General features: G+C 66.5%; 16 protein-coding genes and 1 pseudogene. 11 read left to right on the forward strand and 6 right to left on the reverse strand.

What is annotated here, in order from left to right:
• Positions 1-164 precede the first annotated feature (164 nt).
• The 11 genes from IP91_RS09520 (at position 165) to IP91_RS09570 (ending at position 15162) form a co-directional block, all read left to right on the forward strand.
• Complete coding sequence (locus tag IP91_RS09520; protein WP_145648751.1) at positions 165-764, forward strand: ANTAR domain-containing response regulator; 600 nt, start codon at positions 165-167, stop codon at positions 762-764.
• A 27-nt stretch (positions 765-791) separates the two neighbouring features.
• A complete protein-coding gene (locus tag IP91_RS09525; protein WP_145648752.1) occupies positions 792-1925 on the forward strand; it encodes a CmpA/NrtA family ABC transporter substrate-binding protein in 1134 nt (377 codons plus the stop codon).
• Positions 1926-2361: 436 nt separating this feature from the next.
• Positions 2362-3657: an MFS transporter gene (locus IP91_RS09530; protein WP_145648753.1), complete on the forward strand. Its 1296-nt coding sequence runs from the start codon at positions 2362-2364 to the stop codon at positions 3655-3657.
• Positions 3658-3867: 210 nt separating this feature from the next.
• On the forward strand, positions 3868-6393 hold the full coding sequence (nirB, locus tag IP91_RS09535) for a nitrite reductase large subunit NirB (RefSeq protein WP_145648754.1): 2526 nt from the start codon (positions 3868-3870) through the stop codon (positions 6391-6393).
• Positions 6394-6425: 32 nt separating this feature from the next.
• Positions 6426-6776, forward strand: coding sequence for a nitrite reductase small subunit NirD (gene nirD / locus IP91_RS09540; RefSeq protein WP_145648755.1), 351 nt, complete (start codon positions 6426-6428; stop codon positions 6774-6776).
• 15 nt (positions 6777-6791) lie between these two features.
• Positions 6792-7997 carry an NAD(P)/FAD-dependent oxidoreductase gene (locus IP91_RS09545; RefSeq protein ID WP_145648756.1) on the forward strand — a complete coding sequence of 402 codons (1206 nt, stop codon included), beginning with the start codon at positions 6792-6794 and terminating at the stop codon, positions 7995-7997.
• Positions 7998-8018: 21 nt separating this feature from the next.
• A complete protein-coding gene (locus tag IP91_RS09550; protein ID WP_145648757.1) occupies positions 8019-10700 on the forward strand; it encodes a nitrate reductase in 2682 nt (893 codons plus the stop codon).
• Between the two features lie 154 nt (positions 10701-10854).
• Positions 10855-11253, forward strand: coding sequence for a type II TA system antitoxin MqsA family protein (locus tag IP91_RS09555; RefSeq protein ID WP_145648758.1), 399 nt, complete (start codon positions 10855-10857; stop codon positions 11251-11253).
• 178 nt (positions 11254-11431) lie between these two features.
• A complete protein-coding gene (locus IP91_RS09560) occupies positions 11432-12208 on the forward strand; it encodes a gamma-glutamyl-gamma-aminobutyrate hydrolase family protein (RefSeq protein WP_145648759.1) in 777 nt (258 codons plus the stop codon).
• Positions 12209-12313: 105 nt separating this feature from the next.
• A complete protein-coding gene (locus tag IP91_RS09565) occupies positions 12314-13684 on the forward strand; it encodes a glutamine synthetase family protein (protein ID WP_145648760.1) in 1371 nt (456 codons plus the stop codon).
• A 68-nt stretch (positions 13685-13752) separates the two neighbouring features.
• Entirely contained in the window at positions 13753-15162 is a 1410-nt protein-coding gene (locus tag IP91_RS09570; RefSeq protein WP_145648761.1) for an aspartate aminotransferase family protein, read from the forward strand.
• Positions 15163-15212: 50 nt separating this feature from the next.
• Here the strand turns inward: IP91_RS09570 and IP91_RS09575 are convergent.
• From IP91_RS09575 to IP91_RS09600, 6 genes and pseudogenes are all read right to left on the reverse strand, one after another.
• Positions 15213-16674, reverse strand: a pseudogene (locus tag IP91_RS09575) (high affinity choline transporter 1).
• Positions 16675-16850: 176 nt separating this feature from the next.
• Positions 16851-17726 carry a 3-methyl-2-oxobutanoate hydroxymethyltransferase gene (gene panB / locus IP91_RS09580; RefSeq protein WP_145648762.1) on the reverse strand — a complete coding sequence of 292 codons (876 nt, stop codon included), beginning with the start codon at positions 17724-17726 and terminating at the stop codon, positions 16851-16853.
• 69 nt (positions 17727-17795) lie between these two features.
• Complete coding sequence (locus IP91_RS09585) at positions 17796-18143, reverse strand: DMT family protein (RefSeq protein ID WP_145649248.1); 348 nt, start codon at positions 18141-18143, stop codon at positions 17796-17798.
• A gap of 8 nt (positions 18144-18151) precedes the next feature.
• Positions 18152-18634, reverse strand: coding sequence for a 2-amino-4-hydroxy-6-hydroxymethyldihydropteridine diphosphokinase (folK, locus tag IP91_RS09590; protein WP_145648763.1), 483 nt, complete (start codon positions 18632-18634; stop codon positions 18152-18154).
• On the reverse strand, positions 18635-20173 hold the full coding sequence (gene pcnB / locus IP91_RS09595) for a polynucleotide adenylyltransferase PcnB (protein ID WP_145648764.1): 1539 nt from the start codon (positions 20171-20173) through the stop codon (positions 18635-18637).
• Entirely contained in the window at positions 20166-20834 is a 669-nt protein-coding gene (locus IP91_RS09600) for a histidinol-phosphatase (protein WP_145649249.1), read from the reverse strand. The genes pcnB and IP91_RS09600 overlap by 8 nt, the downstream gene beginning before the upstream one ends.
• Between the last annotated feature and the right edge of the window lie 2 nt (positions 20835-20836).

Below are 20836 nucleotides of genomic sequence, written 5' to 3' on the forward strand. Positions count from 1 at the left end.
TGTCGCTATAGGCTGACCCTCGGGCTCTTCAGGCCCCCAGACCCATCAAGCTGACATGCTCGCAAACACAATTTACGCCATCTTCAAGATATAAGACCCCATGGTGGACACGAGCTCGGCCGTGGATGCCCAGTCCTGGCGCGATTCTTGCTCTGCAATGGGGCATGAAGCACCGTCTCCGCATCGTCCTCGTCCACCCGCCGCATGAAAGCGAAGCATCGCTACGGGCGGCCGCGTTGCAGGCGGGGTTGCAGGAGGCGGGGTACGAGCTCGTGGCGTCGCTGCCGGCCGATATCCGCCTGCCGGCGCAGGTGGCGCAGCTGCAGCCGGACATGCTCATCGTCGATGCCGAATCCGATGCGCGCGACGTGCTCGAACACATCGTCGTGGCCACGCGCGACGAGCGCCGCCCGATCGTCATGTTCACGGAAGACGACAACCAGTCCTCGATGGAAGCGGCGATGGAGGCCGGCGTCTCCGCGTACATCGTGGCGGGCCTGCAGCCGGAGCGCATCCAGCCCGTGCTGAAGGTAGCGCTGGCCCGCTTCCGCCAGGAGCAGAAGCTGCTCGACGAGCTGGAAGACACCCGGCACAAGCTCGCCGAACGCAAGATCATCGACCGCGCCAAGGGCCTGCTGATGAACCGCCATGGCATGACGGAAGACCAGGCCTACCAGCGCCTGCGCTCGATGGCGATGAACAAGAACCTGAAGCTGGCCGAGATCGCCCAGCGCATCCTGGATGTGGAGGACTTGCTGGGCTGAGCAGCATGTGCCCGGCCGGTGACCGTTATGCAGATCGAAAAACCCACCGTCAATATCGGCTTCAACCCGCTGACCGACTGCGCCTCCGTGGTGATGGCGGCCCTGCTGGGCTTCGACGAGAAGCACGGCATCCGCATCGTGCTGTCGCGTGAAACTTCGTGGGCCGCCGTGCGCGACAAGCTCCTGAACGGCGAGCTCGATGCGGCCCACGCCCTGTATGGCATGGTGTACGGCGTCCAGCTGGGCATCGGCACGCAGCCGCGCGACATGGCGGTGCTCATGAACCTGAACCGCAACGGCCAGGCCATCACGCTGTCGCGCCGCCTGGCGGAGGCGGGGGCCACCGACGGTGCCTCGCTGGCCGCGCTGATGCAGCGCGAGCCGCGCCAGTACGTGTTCGCGCAGACCTTCCCGACCGGCACGCACGCGATGTGGCTGTATTACTGGCTGGCGGCGCACGGCATCCACCCGCTGCAGGATGTCAGCGCGATCACGCTGCCGCCCTCGCAGATGGTCTACAACCTCACCGAAGGCCATATGGACGGCTTCTGCGCCGGCGACCCGTGGGGCCACCGTGCCGTGGTGGATGGCGTGGGCATCACGGCCGCCACCAGCCAGCAGATCTGGCCCGACCATCCGGAGAAGGTGCTGGGTGCCTCGCTCGACTTCGTGCGCAATCACCCGAACACCTGCCGGGCATTGATCGCCGCCGTGCTGGAAGCAGGCCGCTGGATCGATGCCAGCGTCGAGAACCGCCGCGCCACCGCCGAGATCCTGTCCGCCACGGCCTATGTCAACACGGACAAGGCGGCGATCCTGCCCCGCATCCTGGGCCGCTACGAGGACGGCATGGCGCATGCGTGGCAGGACGAGCATCCGCTGTGCTTCCACCAGGACGGCGCCGCCAACTACCCGTGGCTGTCGGACGGCATGTGGTTCCTCACGCAGTTCCGCCGCTGGGGCCTGCTGAAGGACGATCCCGATTACCTGGCCGTTGCGCAGGGTGTCACGCAAGTGCAGCTGTACCGCGAAGCGGCGGAACTGGCCGGCGTGCCGGTTCCTGCCGGCCAGCTGCGCACCTCGACGCTGATCGATGGCCGCACCTGGGATGGCCGCGACCCCGCCGGCTACGCCGCCGCCTTCCCGATCCATCAACGGTAGGCACCTGCGCGGCAGGACGGCCCGGGCTGGCCTGCCGACGTCGAACCATCCGGTACGACGGACGGCGCCACTGGCATGCGTCGGTGTGCCATCGACGCAGAGGCTTGCCGCGTGCGGCCGTGCTGTCCCATACCCTGGCCACGGCGCACCATTAGCGGGCGGCGCTGCACCGCGAACTGGCGCACGGCCGTCCGTTTTCAAGTCCCCGCCCCGCATCCTTCCCGGAAAACCCCTGGCACGCGTCTTGCGATGTAAAGCCCAAGGGATCAACGGCGATCACCGAGCACCGAATTAGACAACATCAGCTGGCCCAACGGCGGGACAGCAACAGGACAACGGCGTCCGAACGGTATTTGTGCGTATTTGCAGCCACTGCAGATACCTGCGCGACACCGTTCGGGCGCCTTTTTTTATTTCCACTCCAGGGATACTGAAAATGGCCAGCAAAGCTGAAAGCATCAAGCTCTTCTCTCTCGCCACGCCGCAGATGCGGGCATTCCACCTCGCCTGGCTGGCGTTCTTCGCCTGCTTCTTCGCCTGGTTTGCCTGCGCACCGCTGATGCCCGTCATCAAGGGCGAATTCGGCCTCACGCCGGCGCAGATCGCCAACATCAATATCGCCGCCGTGGCGATCACCATCATCGTGCGCATGGTGGTGGGTCCGATGTGCGACCGCTTCGGTCCCCGCAAGGCGCACACCGCGCTGCTGCTGCTCGGCGCGATTCCCGTGTTCGGCGTCGCCGCCGCGCAGACCTACGAAAGCTTCCTGTTCTTCCGCCTGCTGATCGGCGCGATCGGTGCCAGCTTCGTCGTCACCCAGTACCACACGTCCGTGATGTTCGGCCCCCGCGTGGTCGGCACGGCCAATGCGGCGACGGCCGGCTGGGGCAATGCGGGCGGCGGTGCCACGCAGGCGCTGATGCCGCTGATCCTCGCGGCCATCCTGATGCTGGGCGTGTCCGAGACGATGGGCTGGCGCCTCGCGCTGATCGTGCCGGGCGTGCTGATGGTGATCGTCGGTGTGCTGTACTGGAAATTCACGCAGGACTGCCCGCAGGGGAACTACGACGCGCTGCGCAAGGCAGGCATCGAGATCGAAGGCGGTAAAAAAGGCGGTTGGGCGAGCTTCAAGCAGGCTGCTGCCAACTACCGCGTGTGGCTGCTGTTCCTCACCTATGGCGCCTGCTTCGGCGTCGAGCTGTTCATCCACAACGTGGCCGCTGTCTACTATGTCGACCAGTTCGGCCTCAACCTGAAGCAGGCCGGCCTGGCCGCCGGCAGCTTCGGCCTGCTGGCGCTGTTTGCCCGCGCGCTGGGCGGCTATGTGTCGGACCGCATGGCGCTGCGCGGCAGCCTGAATGCCCGCGTGTCGCTGCTGTTCGTGCTGATGCTGGGCGAAGGCGCAGGGCTGATCTGGTTCGCCCACGCCGACACGGCCACGCTGGCCATCTTCGCGATGCTGTCGTTCGGCCTGTGCGTGCACATGGCCTGCGGCGCCACCTACGCGCTGGTGCCGTTCATCGACCGCAAGGCGCTGGGCGGCGTCACCGGCATCATCGGCGCCGGCGGCAATGTGGGCGCCGTCGCGGCGGGCTTCCTGCTCAAGGGCGTCGGCAGCACCCAGCAGACGCTGGCCATCCTGGGCTACCTGGTCGCCGCCACCGCGCTGTGCGCCATCGCCCTGCGTTTCTCCGCATCGACCAACGCCGAGCACGCGCTGGCAGCTGCGTGATGGGACCCCGATAAAGCTATTACGCAACGCCAGCTGCTGGTCTGCGGTGCTCGCCGTACTGAAGTACGACTGCGCGCCTCAACCAGAGCTGACGTCGCTCATTACGCTTTCTCGAGGCCCCGAGGCGTGCGTTGAAGTCAAAAGCAAAGCGTAAAGCTGTGCGGTATGGCAGAGCCGAGTCAAGTTTTATACGAATTGAAGGAGTCGGATATGAAAATCGTCGTCATCGGCCACGGCATGGTGGGCCACAAGTTCCTGGAAGCGCTGGCCGAACAGCCTGTCGAAGGCATGCAGGTCACCGTGCTGTGCGAGGAACCGCGCCCGGCCTACGACCGCGTGCACCTGTCCGAATTCTTCAGCGGCAAAAGCGCCGACGACCTGTCGCTGGTGAAACCCGGCTTCTTCGATCGCGACGACATGGTGCTGCGCCTGAACGCGCGCGCCGAATCGATCGACCTGGCCAACAAAACGGTCACCGCCAGCACGGGCGACATTCTCTCCTACGACAAGCTGGTGATGGCGACGGGCTCCTATCCGTTCGTGCCACCAGTGCCGGGTCGTGACCGCAAGGACTGCTTCGTCTACCGCACCATCGAGGACCTGGAAGGCATGGCCGAAGCGGGTGCCCGCCTGAAGACGGGTGTCGTCATCGGCGGCGGCCTGCTGGGCCTCGAATGCGCCAAGGCGCTGCGCGACCTGGGCCTGATCACGCACGTGGTCGAATTCGCACCGCGCCTGATGGCGGTACAGGTCGACGATGGCGGCGGCCGCATCCTGCGCAACAAGATCGCCGAGCTGGGCGTCACGGTCCACACGGGCAAGAACACGCTGGAGATCGTCGATGGCGAAGAAGGCGCACACCGCATGCGCTTCGCGGACGGCACGCATCTCGACATCGACATGATCGTGTTCTCGGCCGGCATCCGCCCCCGTGACCAGCTGGCCCGCGAATCCGGCCTGGCGGTCGGCCCGCGCGGCGGCATCCAGATCGACGACGCCTGCCTCACGTCCGACCCGAACGTGTACGCGATCGGCGAATGCGCGCTGTGGAACGGCCAGATCTTCGGCCTGGTCGCCCCCGGCTACGACATGGCGCGCACGGTGGCGAAGCAACTGGCCGGCCAGTCCGCCACGTTCGGCGGCGCCGACATGAGCACGAAGCTCAAACTGATGGGTGTCGATGTCGCGTCGATCGGCGACCCGCACGGCAGTGTGGAAGGCGCGCGCAGCTACCAGTTCACGGACGAGCGCAAGCAGGTCTACAAGAAGATCGTCGTGTCCAGCTGCGGCAAGTACCTGCTGGGTGGCGTGATGGTGGGCGATGCCGGTGAATACGGCACGCTGCTGCAGATGATGCTCAACAAGATCGAGCTGCCCGAGTCGCCGGAGTTCCTGATCCTGCCGTCCTCCGATGGCAAGGCGAAACCGGGCCTGGGCGTGGATGCGCTACCGGATGCGGCGCAGATCTGCTCCTGCAACAGCGTCACGAAGGGCGCCATCTGCGGCGCGGTGCGCGACGGTGCCACGTCGATCGGCGCGGTGAAGAAATGCACGAACGCCGGCACCGCCTGCGGCGGCTGCGTGCCGCTCGTGACGCAGGTGATGAAGGCGGAGATGAAGAAGCAGGGCATGGACGTCAACAACCATGTCTGCGAACACTTCGCCCACTCGCGCCAGGAGCTGTTCCACATCGTCCGCGCCGGGAACATCCGCACCTTCGACGAGCTGTTGGCAAAACACGGCAAGGGCCTGGGCTGCGACGTGTGCAAGCCGCTGGCCGGCTCGATCCTGGCTACCTGCTGGAACGACTTCGTGCTGAAGAAGGAGCACGCCAGCCTGCAGGACACCAACGACTACTACCTGGGCAACATCCAGAAGGACGGCACCTATTCCGTGGTGCCGCGCATGCCGGGCGGCGAAGTGACGCCCGATGGCCTGATCGCCGTCGGCCAGGTCGCCAAGAAGTACGGCCTGTACACCAAGATCACGGGCGGCCAGCGCGTCGACCTGTTCGGTGCCCGCGTCGACGAACTGCCGGCGATCTGGGAAGAGCTGATCGCGGCCGGCTTCGAAACGGGCCACGCCTACGGCAAGTCGCTGCGCACCGTGAAGTCCTGCGTGGGCTCCACTTGGTGCCGTTACGGCGTGGACGACAGCGTGGGCCTCGCCATCGAACTGGAGAACCGCTACAAGGGCCTGCGCACGCCGCACAAGATCAAGTTCGGCGTGTCCGGCTGCACCCGCGAGTGCGCCGAAGCGCAGGGCAAGGACATCGGCATCATCGCCACCGACAAGGGCTGGAACCTGTACGTGGCCGGCAACGGCGGCATGAAGCCGCGCCACGCCGAACTGTTCGCGCAGGACCTGGACAAGGCCACGCTGATCCGGTACATCGACCGCTTCCTGATGTTCTACAGCCGCACGGCCGACCGCCTGCAGCGCACCAGCACCTGGCGCGACAACCTGGAGGGCGGCCTGGCCTACCTGCAGGACGTGGTCATTGGCGACAAGCTGGGCCTGAACGGGGAACTGGAAGCGGACATGCAGCGCGTCGTCGACACCTACGTTTGCGAGTGGAAGGAAGCCGTCACGAACCCCGAGACGCGGGCCCGCTTCCGCCACTTCGTCAACAGCGACGCCAAGGACGACAACGTGGTGTTCATCGAGGAGCGCGGCCAGATCCGGCCCGCCACCGTGCAGGAAAAGCAACGCATCATCCCGATCAAGGCCGCCTGATGCCTGCATCGTCCATCACCGAGGAGCCCATCATGAAACGTGAAACCGAAGCCGCCAGCTGGACCGCCGTGTGCGGCGTGGACGACATCGTGCCGAACACCGGCGTATGCGCGCTGCTCAATGGCGAGCAGGTGGCCGTGTTCCGCCTCGGCGCTGGCGACGGCACGCGTGTGTTCGCGATCGGGAACTACGATCCGAATTCGCAGGCGGCCGTGCTGTCGCGCGGGCTGGTGGGCAGCCTGGGCGAGCGCATCGTCGTCGCCTCGCCGCTGTACAAGCACCATTTCGACCTGCAGACGGGCGAGTGCCTGGAAGCGCCGCAGAATTCCGTGCCCACCTGGCCAGCGCGCATCGACGGCGGCAAGGTGTGGGTCGGTGCCTAGGTGGAGGCGGACAGCGTGAAACCGTCCCTGGTCGTCATCGGCAACGGCATGGCCGGCATGCGCACGGTCGAGGAGCTGCTGGCGCTCGACCGGGAGATGTACGACATCACCGTATTCGGTGCCGAGCCGCATGGGAACTACAACCGCATCCTGCTCTCGCCCGTGCTGGCCGGTGAAAAGTCGGTCGACGACATCATGCTGAACACGCGCGCCTGGTACGAGGAGAACGGCATCACGCTGCATGCCGGCGACCCGGTGGTGCACATCGACCGCCAGCGCCGCATCGTGCGCGCGCAGTCGGGCCACGCGGTGCGCTACGACCGCCTGCTGCTGGCCACCGGCTCGAAGCCGTTCATCCTCCCCGTGCCCGGTCACGAACTGCCCGGCGTGGTGGCGTTTCGCGACATCGCGGACGTGGCTAACATGCTGCAGGCCGCGCGCGACCACCAGCGCGCCGTCGTCATCGGCGGCGGCCTGCTGGGCCTGGAGGCTGCGAACGGGTTGCTGAAGCAGGGCATGGACGTGACCGTCGTCCACTCGTCGGACGTGCTGATGAACCAGCAGCTCGACAAGCCCGCCGCACAGATGCTCCGCCGTGCGCTCGAAGCCCGCGGCCTGCGCTTCCTGATGAATGCGCAGACGGCGGCCATCGCCGGCCCGGACCGCGTCACTGCCGTGCGCTTCCAGGACGGCTCCGAGATCGCGGCGGACCTCGTCGTGATGACGGCCGGCGTGCGCCCGAATATCGCGCTGGCCCAGGCGGCCGGCCTGCATGCCGAACGCGCCATCGTGGTGGACGACACGCTGCAGACCTACGATCCGCGCGTGTATGCGGTGGGCGAATGCGTGCAGCACCGCCGCGCCACGTTCGGCCTCGTCGCGCCGATCTGGGAGCAGGCGAAAGTCTGCGCCGCGCACCTGGCCGGTGCCGGCCACCGCCGCTACGTGCAGCAGGCCTCGCCCACGCGGCTGAAGGTCACCGGCATCGAGCTGTATTCGGTGGGCGATTTCATCGGCGGGGAAGGCACCGAGGACCTGGTGCTGCGCGATGCGCGGCGCGGCGTCTACAAGCGCCTGGTGCTGGATGGCCCGCGCCTGATTGGTGCCGTGCTGTATGGCGACGTGCAGGACGGCCCCTGGTATTTCGACCTGATCGGGCGCGGCGCCGACGTGGGCGCGATGCGGCACCAGCTGCTGTTCGGCCCGAAGTTGGCCGCTTAGTTAACCAGTATTGGAACCACCGTGAATCTGTCCCAGGAACACCTGTCGGTCTGCACCACCTGTCCCTACTGCGGCGTCGGCTGCGGCGTGAAGGCCACGCCGCAGGGGCCGCAGGCGGCCACCGTGACGGGCGATGCGGCGCACCCGTCCAATTTCGGCAAGCTGTGCGTCAAAGGCTCGGCACTGGGCGAAACGCTGGGGCTGGATGGCCGGCTGCTGCATCCGCAGGTGCGCGAAGACGGCCAGCTGCGCCAGGCCTCCTGGGACGAAGCGCTGGACCGCGCCGCCACGCAATGGCGCGCCATCGTCGACGAACACGGGCCGGACGCGGTGGCGCTGTACGTCTCGGGCCAGCTGCTCACGGAAGACTACTACGTGGCCAACAAGCTGATGAAGGGCTATGTCGGCAGCGCCAACATCGACACCAATTCGCGGCTGTGCATGTCGTCCGCCGTGGCCGGTCACAAGCGCGCATTCGGCGAAGACCTGGTGCCCGTGAACTACGAGGACCTGGACATCGCCGACATGGTGGTGCTGGTGGGCTCGAACACGGCATGGTGCCATCCGATCCTGTTCCAGCGCATCCTGCGCGCCAAGGAAGCGCGGCCGCACCTGAAGATCGTCGTGATCGATCCGCGCCGCACCGCCACCTGCGAAGTGGCGGACCTGCACCTGCCTGTGAAACCGGGTACCGATGTGTGGCTGTTCAACGGCCTGCTTTCCTACCTGTCGCGCAGCAGCGCGGTGGATGCGGCATTCATTGCCAACCACACGCGCGGCCTGACCGATGCACTGGAAGTTGCCGAGATCACGCCGGAGGAAGTGGCGCAGACCTGCCGCCTGAAGCTGGACGATGTGCTGGATTTCTACGAAGCGTTCGCGGCGACGGCGAAGGTCATCACGGGCTTCTCGATGGGCGTCAACCAGTCGTCGGCCGGCACGGACAAGGTCAACGCCATCATCAACTGCCACCTGGTGGCGGGCCGTATCGGCAAGCCGGGCATGGGACCCTTTTCGATCACGGGCCAGCCGAACGCGATGGGCGGCCGCGAGGTGGGCGGGCTGGCCAATATGCTGGCGGCGCACCTCGACCTCGACCAGCCGACGCACCGCGCGGCCGTGCAGGGCTTCTGGGGTTCGCCGCGCATAGCGGACAAGCCGGGTCTGAAGGCCGTCGACCTGTTCCAGGCCATCGAGACCGGTAGAGTCAAGGCCGTGTGGGTTATCGCCACCAATCCCGTCGTCAGCCTGCCGGAGGCCGACCAGGTGCGCCGCGCGCTGGCGAAGGCGGAGCTGGTGATTGCGTCCGACGTGGTGGCGGGCACGGACACCAATGCATTCGCCCATGTCCTGCTGCCGGCATTGGCCTGGGGCGAGAAGGATGGCACGGTGACCAACTCCGAGCGCCGCATCTCGCGCCAGCGCGCCTTCCTGCCGGCGCCGGGCGAGGCGCGGGCCGACTGGCAAATCCTGTCCGACTTCGCACAGCGGCTCGGCTACGACGGCTTCGGCTGGTCGCACCAGGGCGAAATCTTCGCCGAACATGCGCGGCTGTCGGCCTGGCGCAATGTGCCCGGCGACCTGCCGCGCGCCTTCGAGATCGGCGCGCTGGCGGCACTGGACCGCGCCGGCTACGACGCGCTGGAGCCGGTGCAGTGGCCGATCGGCCGGCGCGTCTTCGCGGACCACCAGTTCTCGTTCCCGGATGGCCGCGCGCGCTTCGTGCCAACGGCGCCGCGCCTGCCAGTGCACATGGCCGGTGGCGACTATCCACTGGTGCTGAACACGGGCCGCGTGCGCGACCAGTGGCACACGATGACGCGCACGGGCCGCGCGCCGACGCTGGCCGGGCACACGCCGGAATCGTTCGTCGACCTGCACCCGCAGGACGCGCTGCTGTGCGGCGTGAAGGAGGGCGAACTGGCCCGCATCGCGTCGCAGTGGGGCAGCGTGGTGGCGCGCGTCCGGCACGGCGGCGGCATCGCGCGCGGCAGCGTGTTCATCCCGATCCACTGGAACGGCCAGACGGCGTCCGATGCGCGCGTGGGCGCCGTCGTCAATCCCGTCGTCGATCCCGTGTCGGGCGAGCCGGAGTTCAAGCACACGCCGGTGAGCGTCGACCGTTTTCCCGTGCAGTGGCATGGCTTCGTGCTGTCGCGCACGCCGCTGGGACTGGACACGGTGGCCTACTGGACGCGCGTGCAGGGCGCCGGTTTCAATCGCTATGAACTGGCCGGCCGCAACCGCATCGGCGACTTCGGCACGTGGGCCCGCGAGCTGCTGGCCATCGATGACGAGGAGGCCGACTGGCTGGAATATGCGGACCGCAGCAATGGCGTGTACCGCGCCGTGCACGTGGTGAACGACCGCATCGAGCAATGCATCTTCGTGTCGCCGCGGCCGGACCTGCCGGAGCGTGCCTGGCTGGCCAGCCTGTTCGCGCATGACGTGCTGGTCGATGCCGATCGCGCCGGCGTGCTGGCCGGCCGTCCCCTGGCGCAGGGCGCCGATACCGGCCCCACCGTGTGCTCCTGCTTCGGCGTGGGCCGCAACACGATCTGCAACGCGATCCGCGACCAGGACCTGAAGACCACCGCCGAGGTCACGGCGTGCACGAAGGCGGGCGGCAATTGCGGTTCGTGCGTGCCGGAGATCCGGCAGCTGCTGACGCAGAGGCAGGTGGGGCAGCAGCTGCCGGCCTGACCGGCGCCGCCGCGCCGCCAGTCGGACAGCTGCAGGCCGTCGCCCGTGACGCGCGATCCCGGGCATCCTCCAGTGCGTCGGCAATTCACCGGTGCCGTGGCATTGATCCTGCCGCGGCTAGAATGTCCGCATCGAATCCGCTGGAGGAAGCATCATGGACAACTGTCCCGGCTGCGGCGCAATGGCGCCCGTGCACGACACGCATGGCGTGTCCTATACCTACAAGGGCCAGCACACCACGATTCCCGGTGTGGCTGCCTATCACTGCGCCAGCTGCGGCGACGTGCGGCTCGACCCCGCCGCCGTGCACCGCTACGACGAACTGGTGGCGCGCTTTCACCGCAAGGTCGATGCCGCGCTGGTGGACCCCGCTTACCTGCGGGCCGTGCGCAAGAAGCTGCGGCTGGACCATGACGAAGCCGACGAGGTCTTCGGCACCGATCATTTCGAGCGCTACGAAGCCGGCAAGGCGCAGCCGCATCCATCGACGGTTGCGCTGGTGAAGCTGCTGGACCGCCATCCTGAGCTCCTGGCGGAAGTGCGCGGCGTATAAAGCCATCGTCCAACCCGTGGCATAAAGCTGCCGTAAAAACCATCATCGGGTCCGTAAAAAGCACGTAAAGCCGGCATTTTTCGCCGGCGAGGCATGTTACTGTTCGTGTGCGCACCGTCGCTGGCGATGACTTTATGATAAATTCAATGCATCGGTTATCGCCGCCCTGGAGTTGTCTATGCGCCGTCCCATCGTCCTCGTCCCAGCATGCACCCGGCAGATCGGGCATTTCCCGAATCACGCCGCGCAGAACAAGTATGTGAACGCCGTCGTGCTCGGTGCACGCTGCATGCCGCTTGTATTGCCCGCACTGGCCGAGCTGACGGACATGGAAGCGGTGCTGCACGTGGCGGACGGGATCATGCTGACCGGCTCGGCGTCCAATGTGCATTCGGACCTGTACGGCCAGCCGATCCGCAATCCGGACCTGCCGCTGGACGCGGCGCGCGATGCCACCGTGCTGCCCCTGATCCGGGCGGCCGTGAAGCGCGGCATACCGCTGCTGGGCATCTGCCGCGGCTTCCAGGAGATCAACGTGGCGCTGGGCGGCACGCTGCACCAGGCCGTGCAGGAAGTGCCGGGCATGATGGACCACCGCGACCGCGAGGACGATTCGATCGAGGTGCAGTATGGCCCGGCGCATCCGATCCACCTGACGGCCGGCGGCAAGTTCGCCGAGATGCTGGGCAATCCGGACCAGATCATGGTCAATTCCCTGCACGGGCAGGGCATCGACCGGCTGGCCCCCGGCGTGACCGTGGAAGCGGTGGCGCACGACGGGCTGGTGGAAGCCTATACCGTGGATGCCGCACATGGCTTCACGCTCGCGGTGCAGTGGCACCCCGAGTGGCGCATCACGGAAAATCCCGACTCCATGAAGATGTTCCTGGCCTTCGGCAACGCCTGCCGCGAGTTTCAGGAACAACGACAGGCAACACGCATGGAGCGGGGCTGATGCATCCCTGCGCACCCAGGGCCGCCTGACTCTCCTAGCTGTTCTCCACAGTCAGTTGAAGAGCGCGGCCGAGGTCGCGAACGAATCTTGACTACGGAGTAGAGAATGGCAATCCGCGAGAACTTCAGTTACACCGATATGGACGAGTGGCTCAATGAAAAACGGGTCACCGAAATCGAATGCCTGGTGCCGGACCTGACCGGCGTCGCCCGCGGCAAGATCCTGCCGCGCGGGAAATTCACCCAGGAGCGCGGCATGCGCATTCCCGAGGCCGTGCTGGGCATGACGGTGACGGGCAATTCCCCCACCGACGATCCGGCCTACGACCGCGCCATCTCGCTGACCGACCGGGACATGATCCTGAAGGCCGATCCCGGCACGATCACGATGGTGCCCTGGGCCACCGATCCCACTGCGCAGGTGATCCACGACTGCTATTTCGCCGACGGCCGCCTGGTCGATTTCGCGCCCCGGTCCGTGCTGCGCAAGGTGCTCAAGCTGTATGAGGACAAGGGCTGGAAACCCGTCGTGGCGCCCGAGCTGGAGTTCTATCTCACCGCGAAGATCTCCGATCCGGACCTGCCATTGCGCGCGCCGGTGGGCCGCAGCGGCCGCGCCGAAACGTCGCGCCAGGTGTACAGCATCGACGCCGTCAACGAGTTCGATCCGCTGTTCGAGGACATCTACGACTACTGCGACCTGATGGGCCTGGACGTGGACACGCTGATCCACGAGATCGGCGCCGGCCAGATGGAGATCAACTTCCTGCACGGCGAGCCGCTGGGCCTGGCGGACAAGGTGTTCTTCTTCAAGCGCACGCTGCGCGAGGCGGCGCTCAAGCACAATATGTACGCCACGTTCATGGCCAAGCCGATGGCCGGCGAGCCGGGATCGGCCATGCACATCCACCAGAGCATCGTCGATGCCAAGTCGGGCTGGAACATCTTCTCGAACGAGGACGGTTCGCCGTCGGCGCTGTTCAAGCACTACATCGGCGGCCTGCAGCGCTACATGCCGTGCGCGCTGGCCATCGTGGCGCCGTACGTGAACTCGTACCGCCGGCTGGTGCGGCACACGGCCGCGCCGATCAATATCCAGTGGGGCGTGGACAACCGCACGGTGGGCTTCCGCGTGCCGGAGTCGGGCATCCAGGACCGCCGCGTGGAAAACCGCATCATCGGCTCGGACGCCAATCCCTACCTGGCGCTGGCGGTCACGCTGGCCTGCGGCTACCTGGGCATGACGGAAGGCCTCGACCCCACCGAGATCACCCACGGCAGCGCCTACGAAATGAAGTACGAGCTGCCGCAGGGCCTGCCGGAAGCCCTGGGACTGTTGCGCAAGGAAGAGAAGCTGCGCACGGTGCTGGGCGAGCGCTTCATCGACGTGTATGCTGCCATCAAGGATCTGGAACACCAGGAGTTCATGACCGTCATCAGCCCGTGGGAACGGGAGCACCTGCTGCTGCACGTGTGATGAAGACGTGGTGACAATGAGTCGAGCCAGCACGGCGGCGGGCCGTGCGCCTTTGCAGGGAGGGCATCATGACCACCACCCCGACCGTGCCGGCCCTGCCGGACACCGCGGCCCTGCAGCAGCTGGATGCGGCGCACTACCTGCATCCGTTCACCGACCACGCGGCGCTGGCGCAGCAGGGCGCCCGCGTGATGGTGCGGGGCGACGGCATCTACCTGTGGGATTCGGAAGGACGCAAGGTCCTCGACGCCATGTCCGGCCTGTGGTGCGTGAATGTCGGCTACGGCCGGCGCAGCATCACCGAAGCCGTGGCGCGGCAGATGGATACGCTGCCGTTCTATAACAGCTTCTTCAACACCACCACCATTCCCGCCGTGCAGCTGGCCGCGAAGCTGGCGCAGCTTGCACCGCCAGGCTTCCATCACGTCTTCTACACGGGCTCCGGCTCGGAAGCGAACGACACCAATGTGCGCATGGTGCGCCGCTACTGGGACCTGCAGGGCCAGCCCGAACGCACCGTCATCATCAGCCGCCGCAATGCCTATCATGGCAGCACCATGGCGGGGGCGTCGCTGGGCGGCATGACGGGCATGCACGTGCAGGGCGGCCTGCCGATTCCCGGCATCGTTCACATCGAACAGCCCCATTACCTGGAACACGGCGCGGGCATGACGGCGGAGGAGTTCGGCGTGCATGCCGCGTCCTGGCTGGAAGAGCGCATCCGCGAGCTGGGACCGGACAAGGTGGCCGCCTTCATCGGCGAGCCGGTGCAGGGCGCCGGCGGCGTGATCATCCCGCCGTCCACCTACTGGCCAGAGATCGGCCGCATCTGCGACAAGTATGACGTGCTGCTGATCGCCGACGAAGTGATCACCGGCTTCGGGCGGCTGGGGCGCTGGTTCGCTTCCGAGCTGTACGGCATCCGGCCGGACCTGATCACGTTCGCGAAAGGCGTCACCTCCGGCTACATACCACTGGGCGGCGTGCTGGTGGGCGACCGCGTGGCGAACGTGCTGCGGCGCGGCGGCGACTTCAATCACGGCTTCACCTATTCCGGCCACCCGGTGGCCTGCGCGGCGGCGCTGGAAAACATCCGCATCCTCGAGGAAGAAGGGCTGGTCGAGCGGGTCGCCAACGATACGGGCCCGTACCTGAAGGCGCGCTTCGCCACCCTGGCCACGCATCCCTTGGTGGGCACCGCCGACAGCGCCGGCTTCATGGCGGGCCTGAACCTGGTGAAACGCAAGGCCGCCACCGTGCACTACCAGGTGCGCTTCGACCCCGTGCTGCGGGTAGGCATGCTGTGCCGCGCGCACATGTTCGACAACGGCATCATCATGCGCGCCGTCGGCGACCGCATGATCATCGCGCCACCGCTGGTCATGACGCGCGCGCAGATCGACGAGATGGTCGACCGGATCCGCTACTGCCTCGACCTCACGCAGGCCGAACTGAAAGCGCGCGGCTGGCTGAACTGATCAGTTCGTGTCCTGGTGCCAGGCACCAGGACACAGGCTCGGCTGTGGGCTCAGCCGTGGGCGGCGGCAATGTGTTTCGTCTGGTCGTGGCGGTTCTTCAGGAACTGCGGGGCCAGCGAGCCGGCGAACATGCCGGCGAAGGCGGCCAGCAGGCCGGCCAGCTGGCCCGGGAAGGCAGTGCCCCAGCTGGTGATCTGCGGGAAGAACAGCACCCAAACGACGATGCCGGCAGCGATCGACAGGATCGCGCCCTGCGTGGTGGCGCGCTGCCAGTACAGGCCCATCACCAGCGGCACGAAGGCGCCGACCAGCGTCACCTGGTAGGCGGACGACACCAGCTCGTAGATCGACGTGCCCTGCATGGCGATCGCATAGGCCAGCACCAGCGCGGCGAAGATGACGATCGTCAGCCGCATCGCCAGCAGCTGCTGGCGGTCGTTCATGCCGGGGCGCAGGTGCTTGAGGATGTTCTCCACGAAGCTCGTCGACGGCGCCAGCAAGGTGGCGGACGAGGTGCTCTTGATGGCCGAGAGCAGCGCGCCGAAGAACAGGATCTGCATCACCAGCGGCATCTTCGTCATCACGAACGTGGGCAGCAGGCGCTGGTAGTCGTTCTTGGCGATGTCCATCGCGCTGTCGCCCATCACCACCACGGCCGCGGCGACGATGAACATCGGCACGAAGCCGAACAGGATGTAGCTGGCGCCACCGACCACGGCGCCGGTGCGCGCGGTCGGCGCATCCTTGGCGGACATCACGCGCTGGAACACGTCCTGCTGCGGGACTGCCGAACATCATCGTGATCGCCGCGCCGAAGAAGAACACCATGTCCGTGAAGGTCGGCTCCGGCCACAGACGCCACAGGTCCGCCCCCTGCGCCATTGCCAGCACCTTGTCGGTGCCGCCGGCCAGGTCGGCCGCGAAGAAGGCGATGACCGTCATGCCCACCACCAGCACGATCATCTGGATGAAGTCCGTGATCGCCACGGCCAGGAAGCCGCCGACCACCACGTAGATCAGCACCGCCAGCGTGCCGATCACCATGCCGGTCGCAGGCGCCATCGCACCGTTCGTCAGCACCGAGAACACCAGGCCCAGCGCGGTGATCTGCGCGGCCACCCAGCCCAGGTAGCTGATGATGATGGCCACCGAGCAGAAGATCTCGATGCCCTTGCCGTAGCGCTGGCGGTAGTAGTCGCCGATCGTCAGCAGGTTCATCTTGTACAGCTTCTTCGCGAAGAACAGGCCGACGAGGATCAGGCACATGCCCGCGCCGAACGGGTCCTCGATCACGGCATTCAGGCCGCCCTGCACGAACTTGGCGGGCACGCCCATCACCGTCTCGGCGCCGAACCAGGTGGCGAAGGTGGTGGTGATCACCATGATCAACGGCAGGCTGCGGCCGGCCACGGCGAAGTCGGTGGTGTTCTTGATCCGCGTGCCGGCCCACATGCCGAGGCCCAGCGTGCCCAGCAGATAGAGCGCGACGAAAATGATCAGGGTGGTGTTCATGCGGTGGGGCTCCGGGCGGGCAAAATAAGTCGGACGGAAAATCCGCGATTATAAAGGCAGAGCCCGGCATTGGCGCGGGTTTCCCGGCCCTTCAGCCCGCAATGCGGAGACAAAAAAATAGGGACAGACCCCATTTTTCGAGAAACATTGCCTCGAAAATGGGGTCTGTCCCTATTTTAGAAGCAATGTTCGAGGGCGGGGAAGCTGCCGTCCTTGACGGCGGCAACGTAGGCGGCGAAGGCGGCGTCGATGCTCGGCTGGCCTTCCATGAAGTTCTTCACGAAGCGCGCCTTGCGGCCCGGGAAGACGCCCAGCAGGTCGTGCATCACCAGCACCTGGCCGGAGCAGTCCGGGCCCGCGCCGATGCCGATCGTGGGGATCGACAGCGCCTCCGTCACCGCCTTGCCGACGGCGGAAGGCACCGCTTCCAGCAGCACGATCGAGGCGCCCGCTTCCTGCAGCTTCAATGCGTCGGCCTTCAGCGCCTCGGCGCTTTCCAGCGTCTTGCCCTGCACCTTGTAGCCGCCCAGCTGGTGGACGAACTGCGGCGTCAGGCCGATGTGCGCGCAGACGGGCACGCCGCGCTGGGTCAGGAACCGGATCGTCTCGTCGAGCCAGCCCGCGCCTTCGATCTTGACGATGTGCGCGCCGGCCTGCATCAGCTGCACGCAGCTGGCCAGCGCCTGTTCCGGCGTGCCGTAGCTGCCGAAGGGCAGGTCGGCCATGATCATCGCCGACTTCGCGCCGCGCGCCACGGCGGCCGTGTGGTATGCCACCTCCGCCACGGTGACGGGCAGCGTGGACGTGTGGCCGTTGCAGACCATGCCGAGCGAATCGCCGATCAGCAGGATCTCGACGCCGTTGCGGTCCATCAGCGTGGCGAAGCTGGCGTCGTAGCACGTGAGCATCGAGATCTTCTCGCCGGCCGCGCGCAGCGTGCCGAGGGTGGGGATCGTGACGGCTTTGTTCGCCACCTTGGCGGGTGCCGCTGTGGCCGATGGCGTGGAGGTGGCCGGGGCGGCCATCTCTTTGCCCTGCAGATAACTCGACATGGGTTCCTCAAATAAAATCGTTACGGCGCGTATTCTAAACCCCGGCGAACGACCGTGCAGTTGCGGGTTCTACGACCTGAAGATGAAGTACACCGCGCCCACCAGGCACAGCCCCGCCCACACGTAATCGAGCTTGAACGGCTGGTTCATGTAGAACATCGCGAACGGCACGAACACGGTCAGCGTGATCGCCTCCTGCATGATCTTCAGCTGCGCCAGGCTGTACTGCGTGTAGCCGATGCGGTTGGCGGGCACCTGCAGCAGGTATTCGAACAGCGCGATGCTCCAGCTGATCAGCGCGGCGATGTACCAGGCCTTGCCGTTCAGGCTTTTCAGGTGGCCGTACCAGGCCACGGTCATGAACACGTTCGACAGGACCAGCAGGCCCACGGTCTGCACGATGACGGGGATTTGCATCATGTTCTTTATTCGTTCAGTTTGAAGATGGCCTGGTCCGCAACGGCGTCGGCGAAAGACGCGGCGGCACCGAGGCCTGGCACGTCGATGGCTGGCGCCACTTCCAGCAGCGGCACCAGCACGAATGCCCGCATCGTCATGCGCGGATGCGGCACGGTGAGGGTTGGCGTGGCGATGATCTCGTCGCCATACAGCAGCAGGTCTAGATCGAGGGTGCGCGGGGCGTTGAAGTAGGGCCGCTCGCGGCCATGCTCCTGCTCGATGGCGAACAGCGCTTCGAGCAGGGCCTGCGGTGCCAGCGTGGTGTCGATGCGGGCGACGGCATTGACGTAATCGTCGCCGGAGGAATCGATGGGCGCCGTGCGGTACAGGCCCGACACCGCGGTGACGGCAATGCCGGGCACGCGCCGCAGCCGGACGACGGCATCGAGCACATTGGCCCGCGCATCGCCCAGGTTGGCGCCGATGCCGATGAACGCCGTGCCGGTCATCTACTCGCCGGAAGGCGTGTCGGACGAAGCCGGTGCGCTGTCACCCTCGGCACGCTTGCGGCGCGGACCGCGGCGGCGGCGCTTCGGTTCGGACGCGGCGGCGCGCGCTTCGTCGACATAGTCGTCGTTGTCGTCGCCGGCCTCGCCGGATTCATCGGCGTGTTCGACGAGTCTGCCACTTTCATTGCCAACTTCCTCGACACCTTCCTCGCCGGCGCTCTTGCCACGCCGTGCCGGCCGCTTGCGCTTGGCGGCGACGGTACCGCTGCCGATGCCCGAGACAGCGGACACCATCTCGGCGCGGGTCGTTTCGTCCGCCTCGTAGAAGCCGGTCCACCACTCGCCCAGCTCCTGGTCGATCTCGCCGGAGGAGCAGCGCAGCAGCAGGAAGTCGTAGCCGGCGCGGAAGCGCGGGTGCTCCAGCAGCTTGTACGGGTTCTTGCCGTTGCGGCGCTCGAAGCGGGGCTGCATGGACCAGATGTCGCGCATGTCCGAACCGATCTTGCGCTGCAGGGCCAGCTTCTCGGTCTGCGATTCCAGCACTTCGTCCGCCGCCAGGTGCAGGCCGGGGATGGGGAATTCGCCGGCCGCCTGGTAGGCGTTCCACTTCTCCAGCACCTGGTGCCACAGCAGGGAGGCGAACAGGAAGCCGGGCGACACGGTCTTGCCGGAAGCGATGCGCTTGTCCGTCGATTCCAGTGCCAGCGTGACGAAGCGGAAGCCCAGCGGCTGTTCCAGCACCACGTCCAGCAGCGGCAGCAGGCCATGGTGCAGGCCGGCCTTGCGCAGCTGCAGCAGGCAGGCCAGGGCGCTGCCGCTCATCAGCAGCTTGAGCATCTCGTCGAATACGCGCGCGGCCGGCACATTGTTGATCAGCGGCGCCATCACGGAGATCGGCGCGGCGGTGGTCGGCTCGATCTCGAATTTCAGCTTGGCGGCGAAGCGCACCACGCGCAGCATGCGCACCGGATCTTCGCGGTAGCGCGCTTCCGGCTGGCCGATGATGCGCAGCAGCTTGGCGCGCATGTCGCGCATGCCGCCGTGGTAGTCCAGCACCTGCTGCGTGGCCGGGTTGTAGTACATGGCGTTGATGGTGAAGTCGCGGCGCTCGGCATCCTCGGCCTGGCTGCCGAAGGTGTTGTCGCGCAGGACGCGGCCATGTTCATCCTTCGGCGCATTGTCGGTGGTGGTGCCGCGGAAGGTGGTCACCTCCAGCAGGTCCTGGCCGAACATCACGTGCACGATCTGGAAGCGGCGGCCGATGATGAACGCGCGGCGGAACAGTTTTTTCACCTGCTCCGGCGTGGCGTTGGTGGCGATGTCGAAGTCCTTCGGCTTCACGCCCAGCAGCAGGTCGCGCACGGCGCCACCCACCACGAAGGCTTCGAAGCCGGCTTCCTGCAGCGAAGAGGTGACGCGGATGGCGTTCGACGACACCAGCTTCGGGTCGATGCCATGCTGCTCCGGGCCGAGGACCTCGGGTTCGTCGTGGCCGGCGTCCTTGACGCCGAGGATCTTGCGGATGAATTTCTTAATCATTGAATAGTTGGAGTAATTGCCAGCCCTGCGCATTGGCATGCTGTGCCAGCCTGGCGTTCGGGTTCGTCGCGATCGGGTGCGTGACGATCGACAGCAGCGGCAGGTCGTTGTGCGAATCGCTGTAGAAGTACACGTGCTCGAAGTGATCGAGCGTCTTGCCCATCTGTTCCAGCCATGCCTTGGTGTGCACGATCTTGCCCTCGCCCTGGGTGGGCGTGCCCTGCAGGCGGCCCGTGATGCGGCCGTCGATCACTTCCGGCATCGCCGCGATCAGGTGCTCCACCCCGAACGCCTTGGCGATCGGCGCGGTGACGAAGTGGTTGGTGGCCGTGACGATGGCCACCAGGTCGCCCTGGTCGAGGTGGCGCTGCAGCAGCGCGCGCGCGGCCGGCAGGATGTTCGGTTCGATCACCTCGGCCATGAACTGCTGCTGCAGCGTGGCCAGGTGCTCCGGATCGAACTTCGCCAGCGTGCCGAGCGCGAACTGCTGGTACTCCACCGGGTCCAGCGTGCCGGCCTGGTACTGGGCGAAGAAGGCATCGTTACGGCGCGAGAAATCGGCGGTATCGACGGCGCCCACGCGGCACAGGAACTCGCCCCACTCGTGGTCGGAGTCGATGGGCAGCAGGGTGTGGTCGAGATCGAAGAGGGCCAGGTTCATGA

The sequence above is a fragment of the Pseudoduganella lurida genome, from assembly GCF_007830455.1.
Lineage (GTDB): Bacteria > Pseudomonadota > Gammaproteobacteria > Burkholderiales > Burkholderiaceae_D > Rugamonas > Rugamonas lurida.

Coding starts and splice junctions, on each gene's coding strand:
- pcnB (WP_145648764.1), bottom strand. CDS start 20,173: ATGATTAAGAAATTCATCCGCAAGATCCTCGGCGTCAAGGACGCCGGC.
- folK (WP_145648763.1), bottom strand. CDS start 18,634: ATGACCGGCACGGCGTTCATCGGCATCGGCGCCAACCTGGGCGATGCG.
- nirB (WP_145648754.1), top strand. CDS start 3,868: ATGAAAATCGTCGTCATCGGCCACGGCATGGTGGGCCACAAGTTCCTG.
- IP91_RS09555 (WP_145648758.1), top strand. CDS start 10,855: ATGGACAACTGTCCCGGCTGCGGCGCAATGGCGCCCGTGCACGACACG.
- panB (WP_145648762.1), bottom strand. CDS start 17,726: ATGTCGAGTTATCTGCAGGGCAAAGAGATGGCCGCCCCGGCCACCTCC.
- IP91_RS09600 (WP_145649249.1), bottom strand. CDS start 20,834: ATGAACCTGGCCCTCTTCGATCTCGACCACACCCTGCTGCCCATCGAC.
- IP91_RS09570 (WP_145648761.1), top strand. CDS start 13,753: ATGACCACCACCCCGACCGTGCCGGCCCTGCCGGACACCGCGGCCCTG.
- IP91_RS09560 (WP_145648759.1), top strand. CDS start 11,432: ATGCGCCGTCCCATCGTCCTCGTCCCAGCATGCACCCGGCAGATCGGG.
- nirD (WP_145648755.1), top strand. CDS start 6,426: ATGAAACGTGAAACCGAAGCCGCCAGCTGGACCGCCGTGTGCGGCGTG.
- IP91_RS09585 (WP_145649248.1), bottom strand. CDS start 18,143: ATGCAAATCCCCGTCATCGTGCAGACCGTGGGCCTGCTGGTCCTGTCG.
- IP91_RS09525 (WP_145648752.1), top strand. CDS start 792: ATGCAGATCGAAAAACCCACCGTCAATATCGGCTTCAACCCGCTGACC.
- IP91_RS09565 (WP_145648760.1), top strand. CDS start 12,314: ATGGCAATCCGCGAGAACTTCAGTTACACCGATATGGACGAGTGGCTC.
- IP91_RS09530 (WP_145648753.1), top strand. CDS start 2,362: ATGGCCAGCAAAGCTGAAAGCATCAAGCTCTTCTCTCTCGCCACGCCG.
- IP91_RS09520 (WP_145648751.1), top strand. CDS start 165: ATGAAGCACCGTCTCCGCATCGTCCTCGTCCACCCGCCGCATGAAAGC.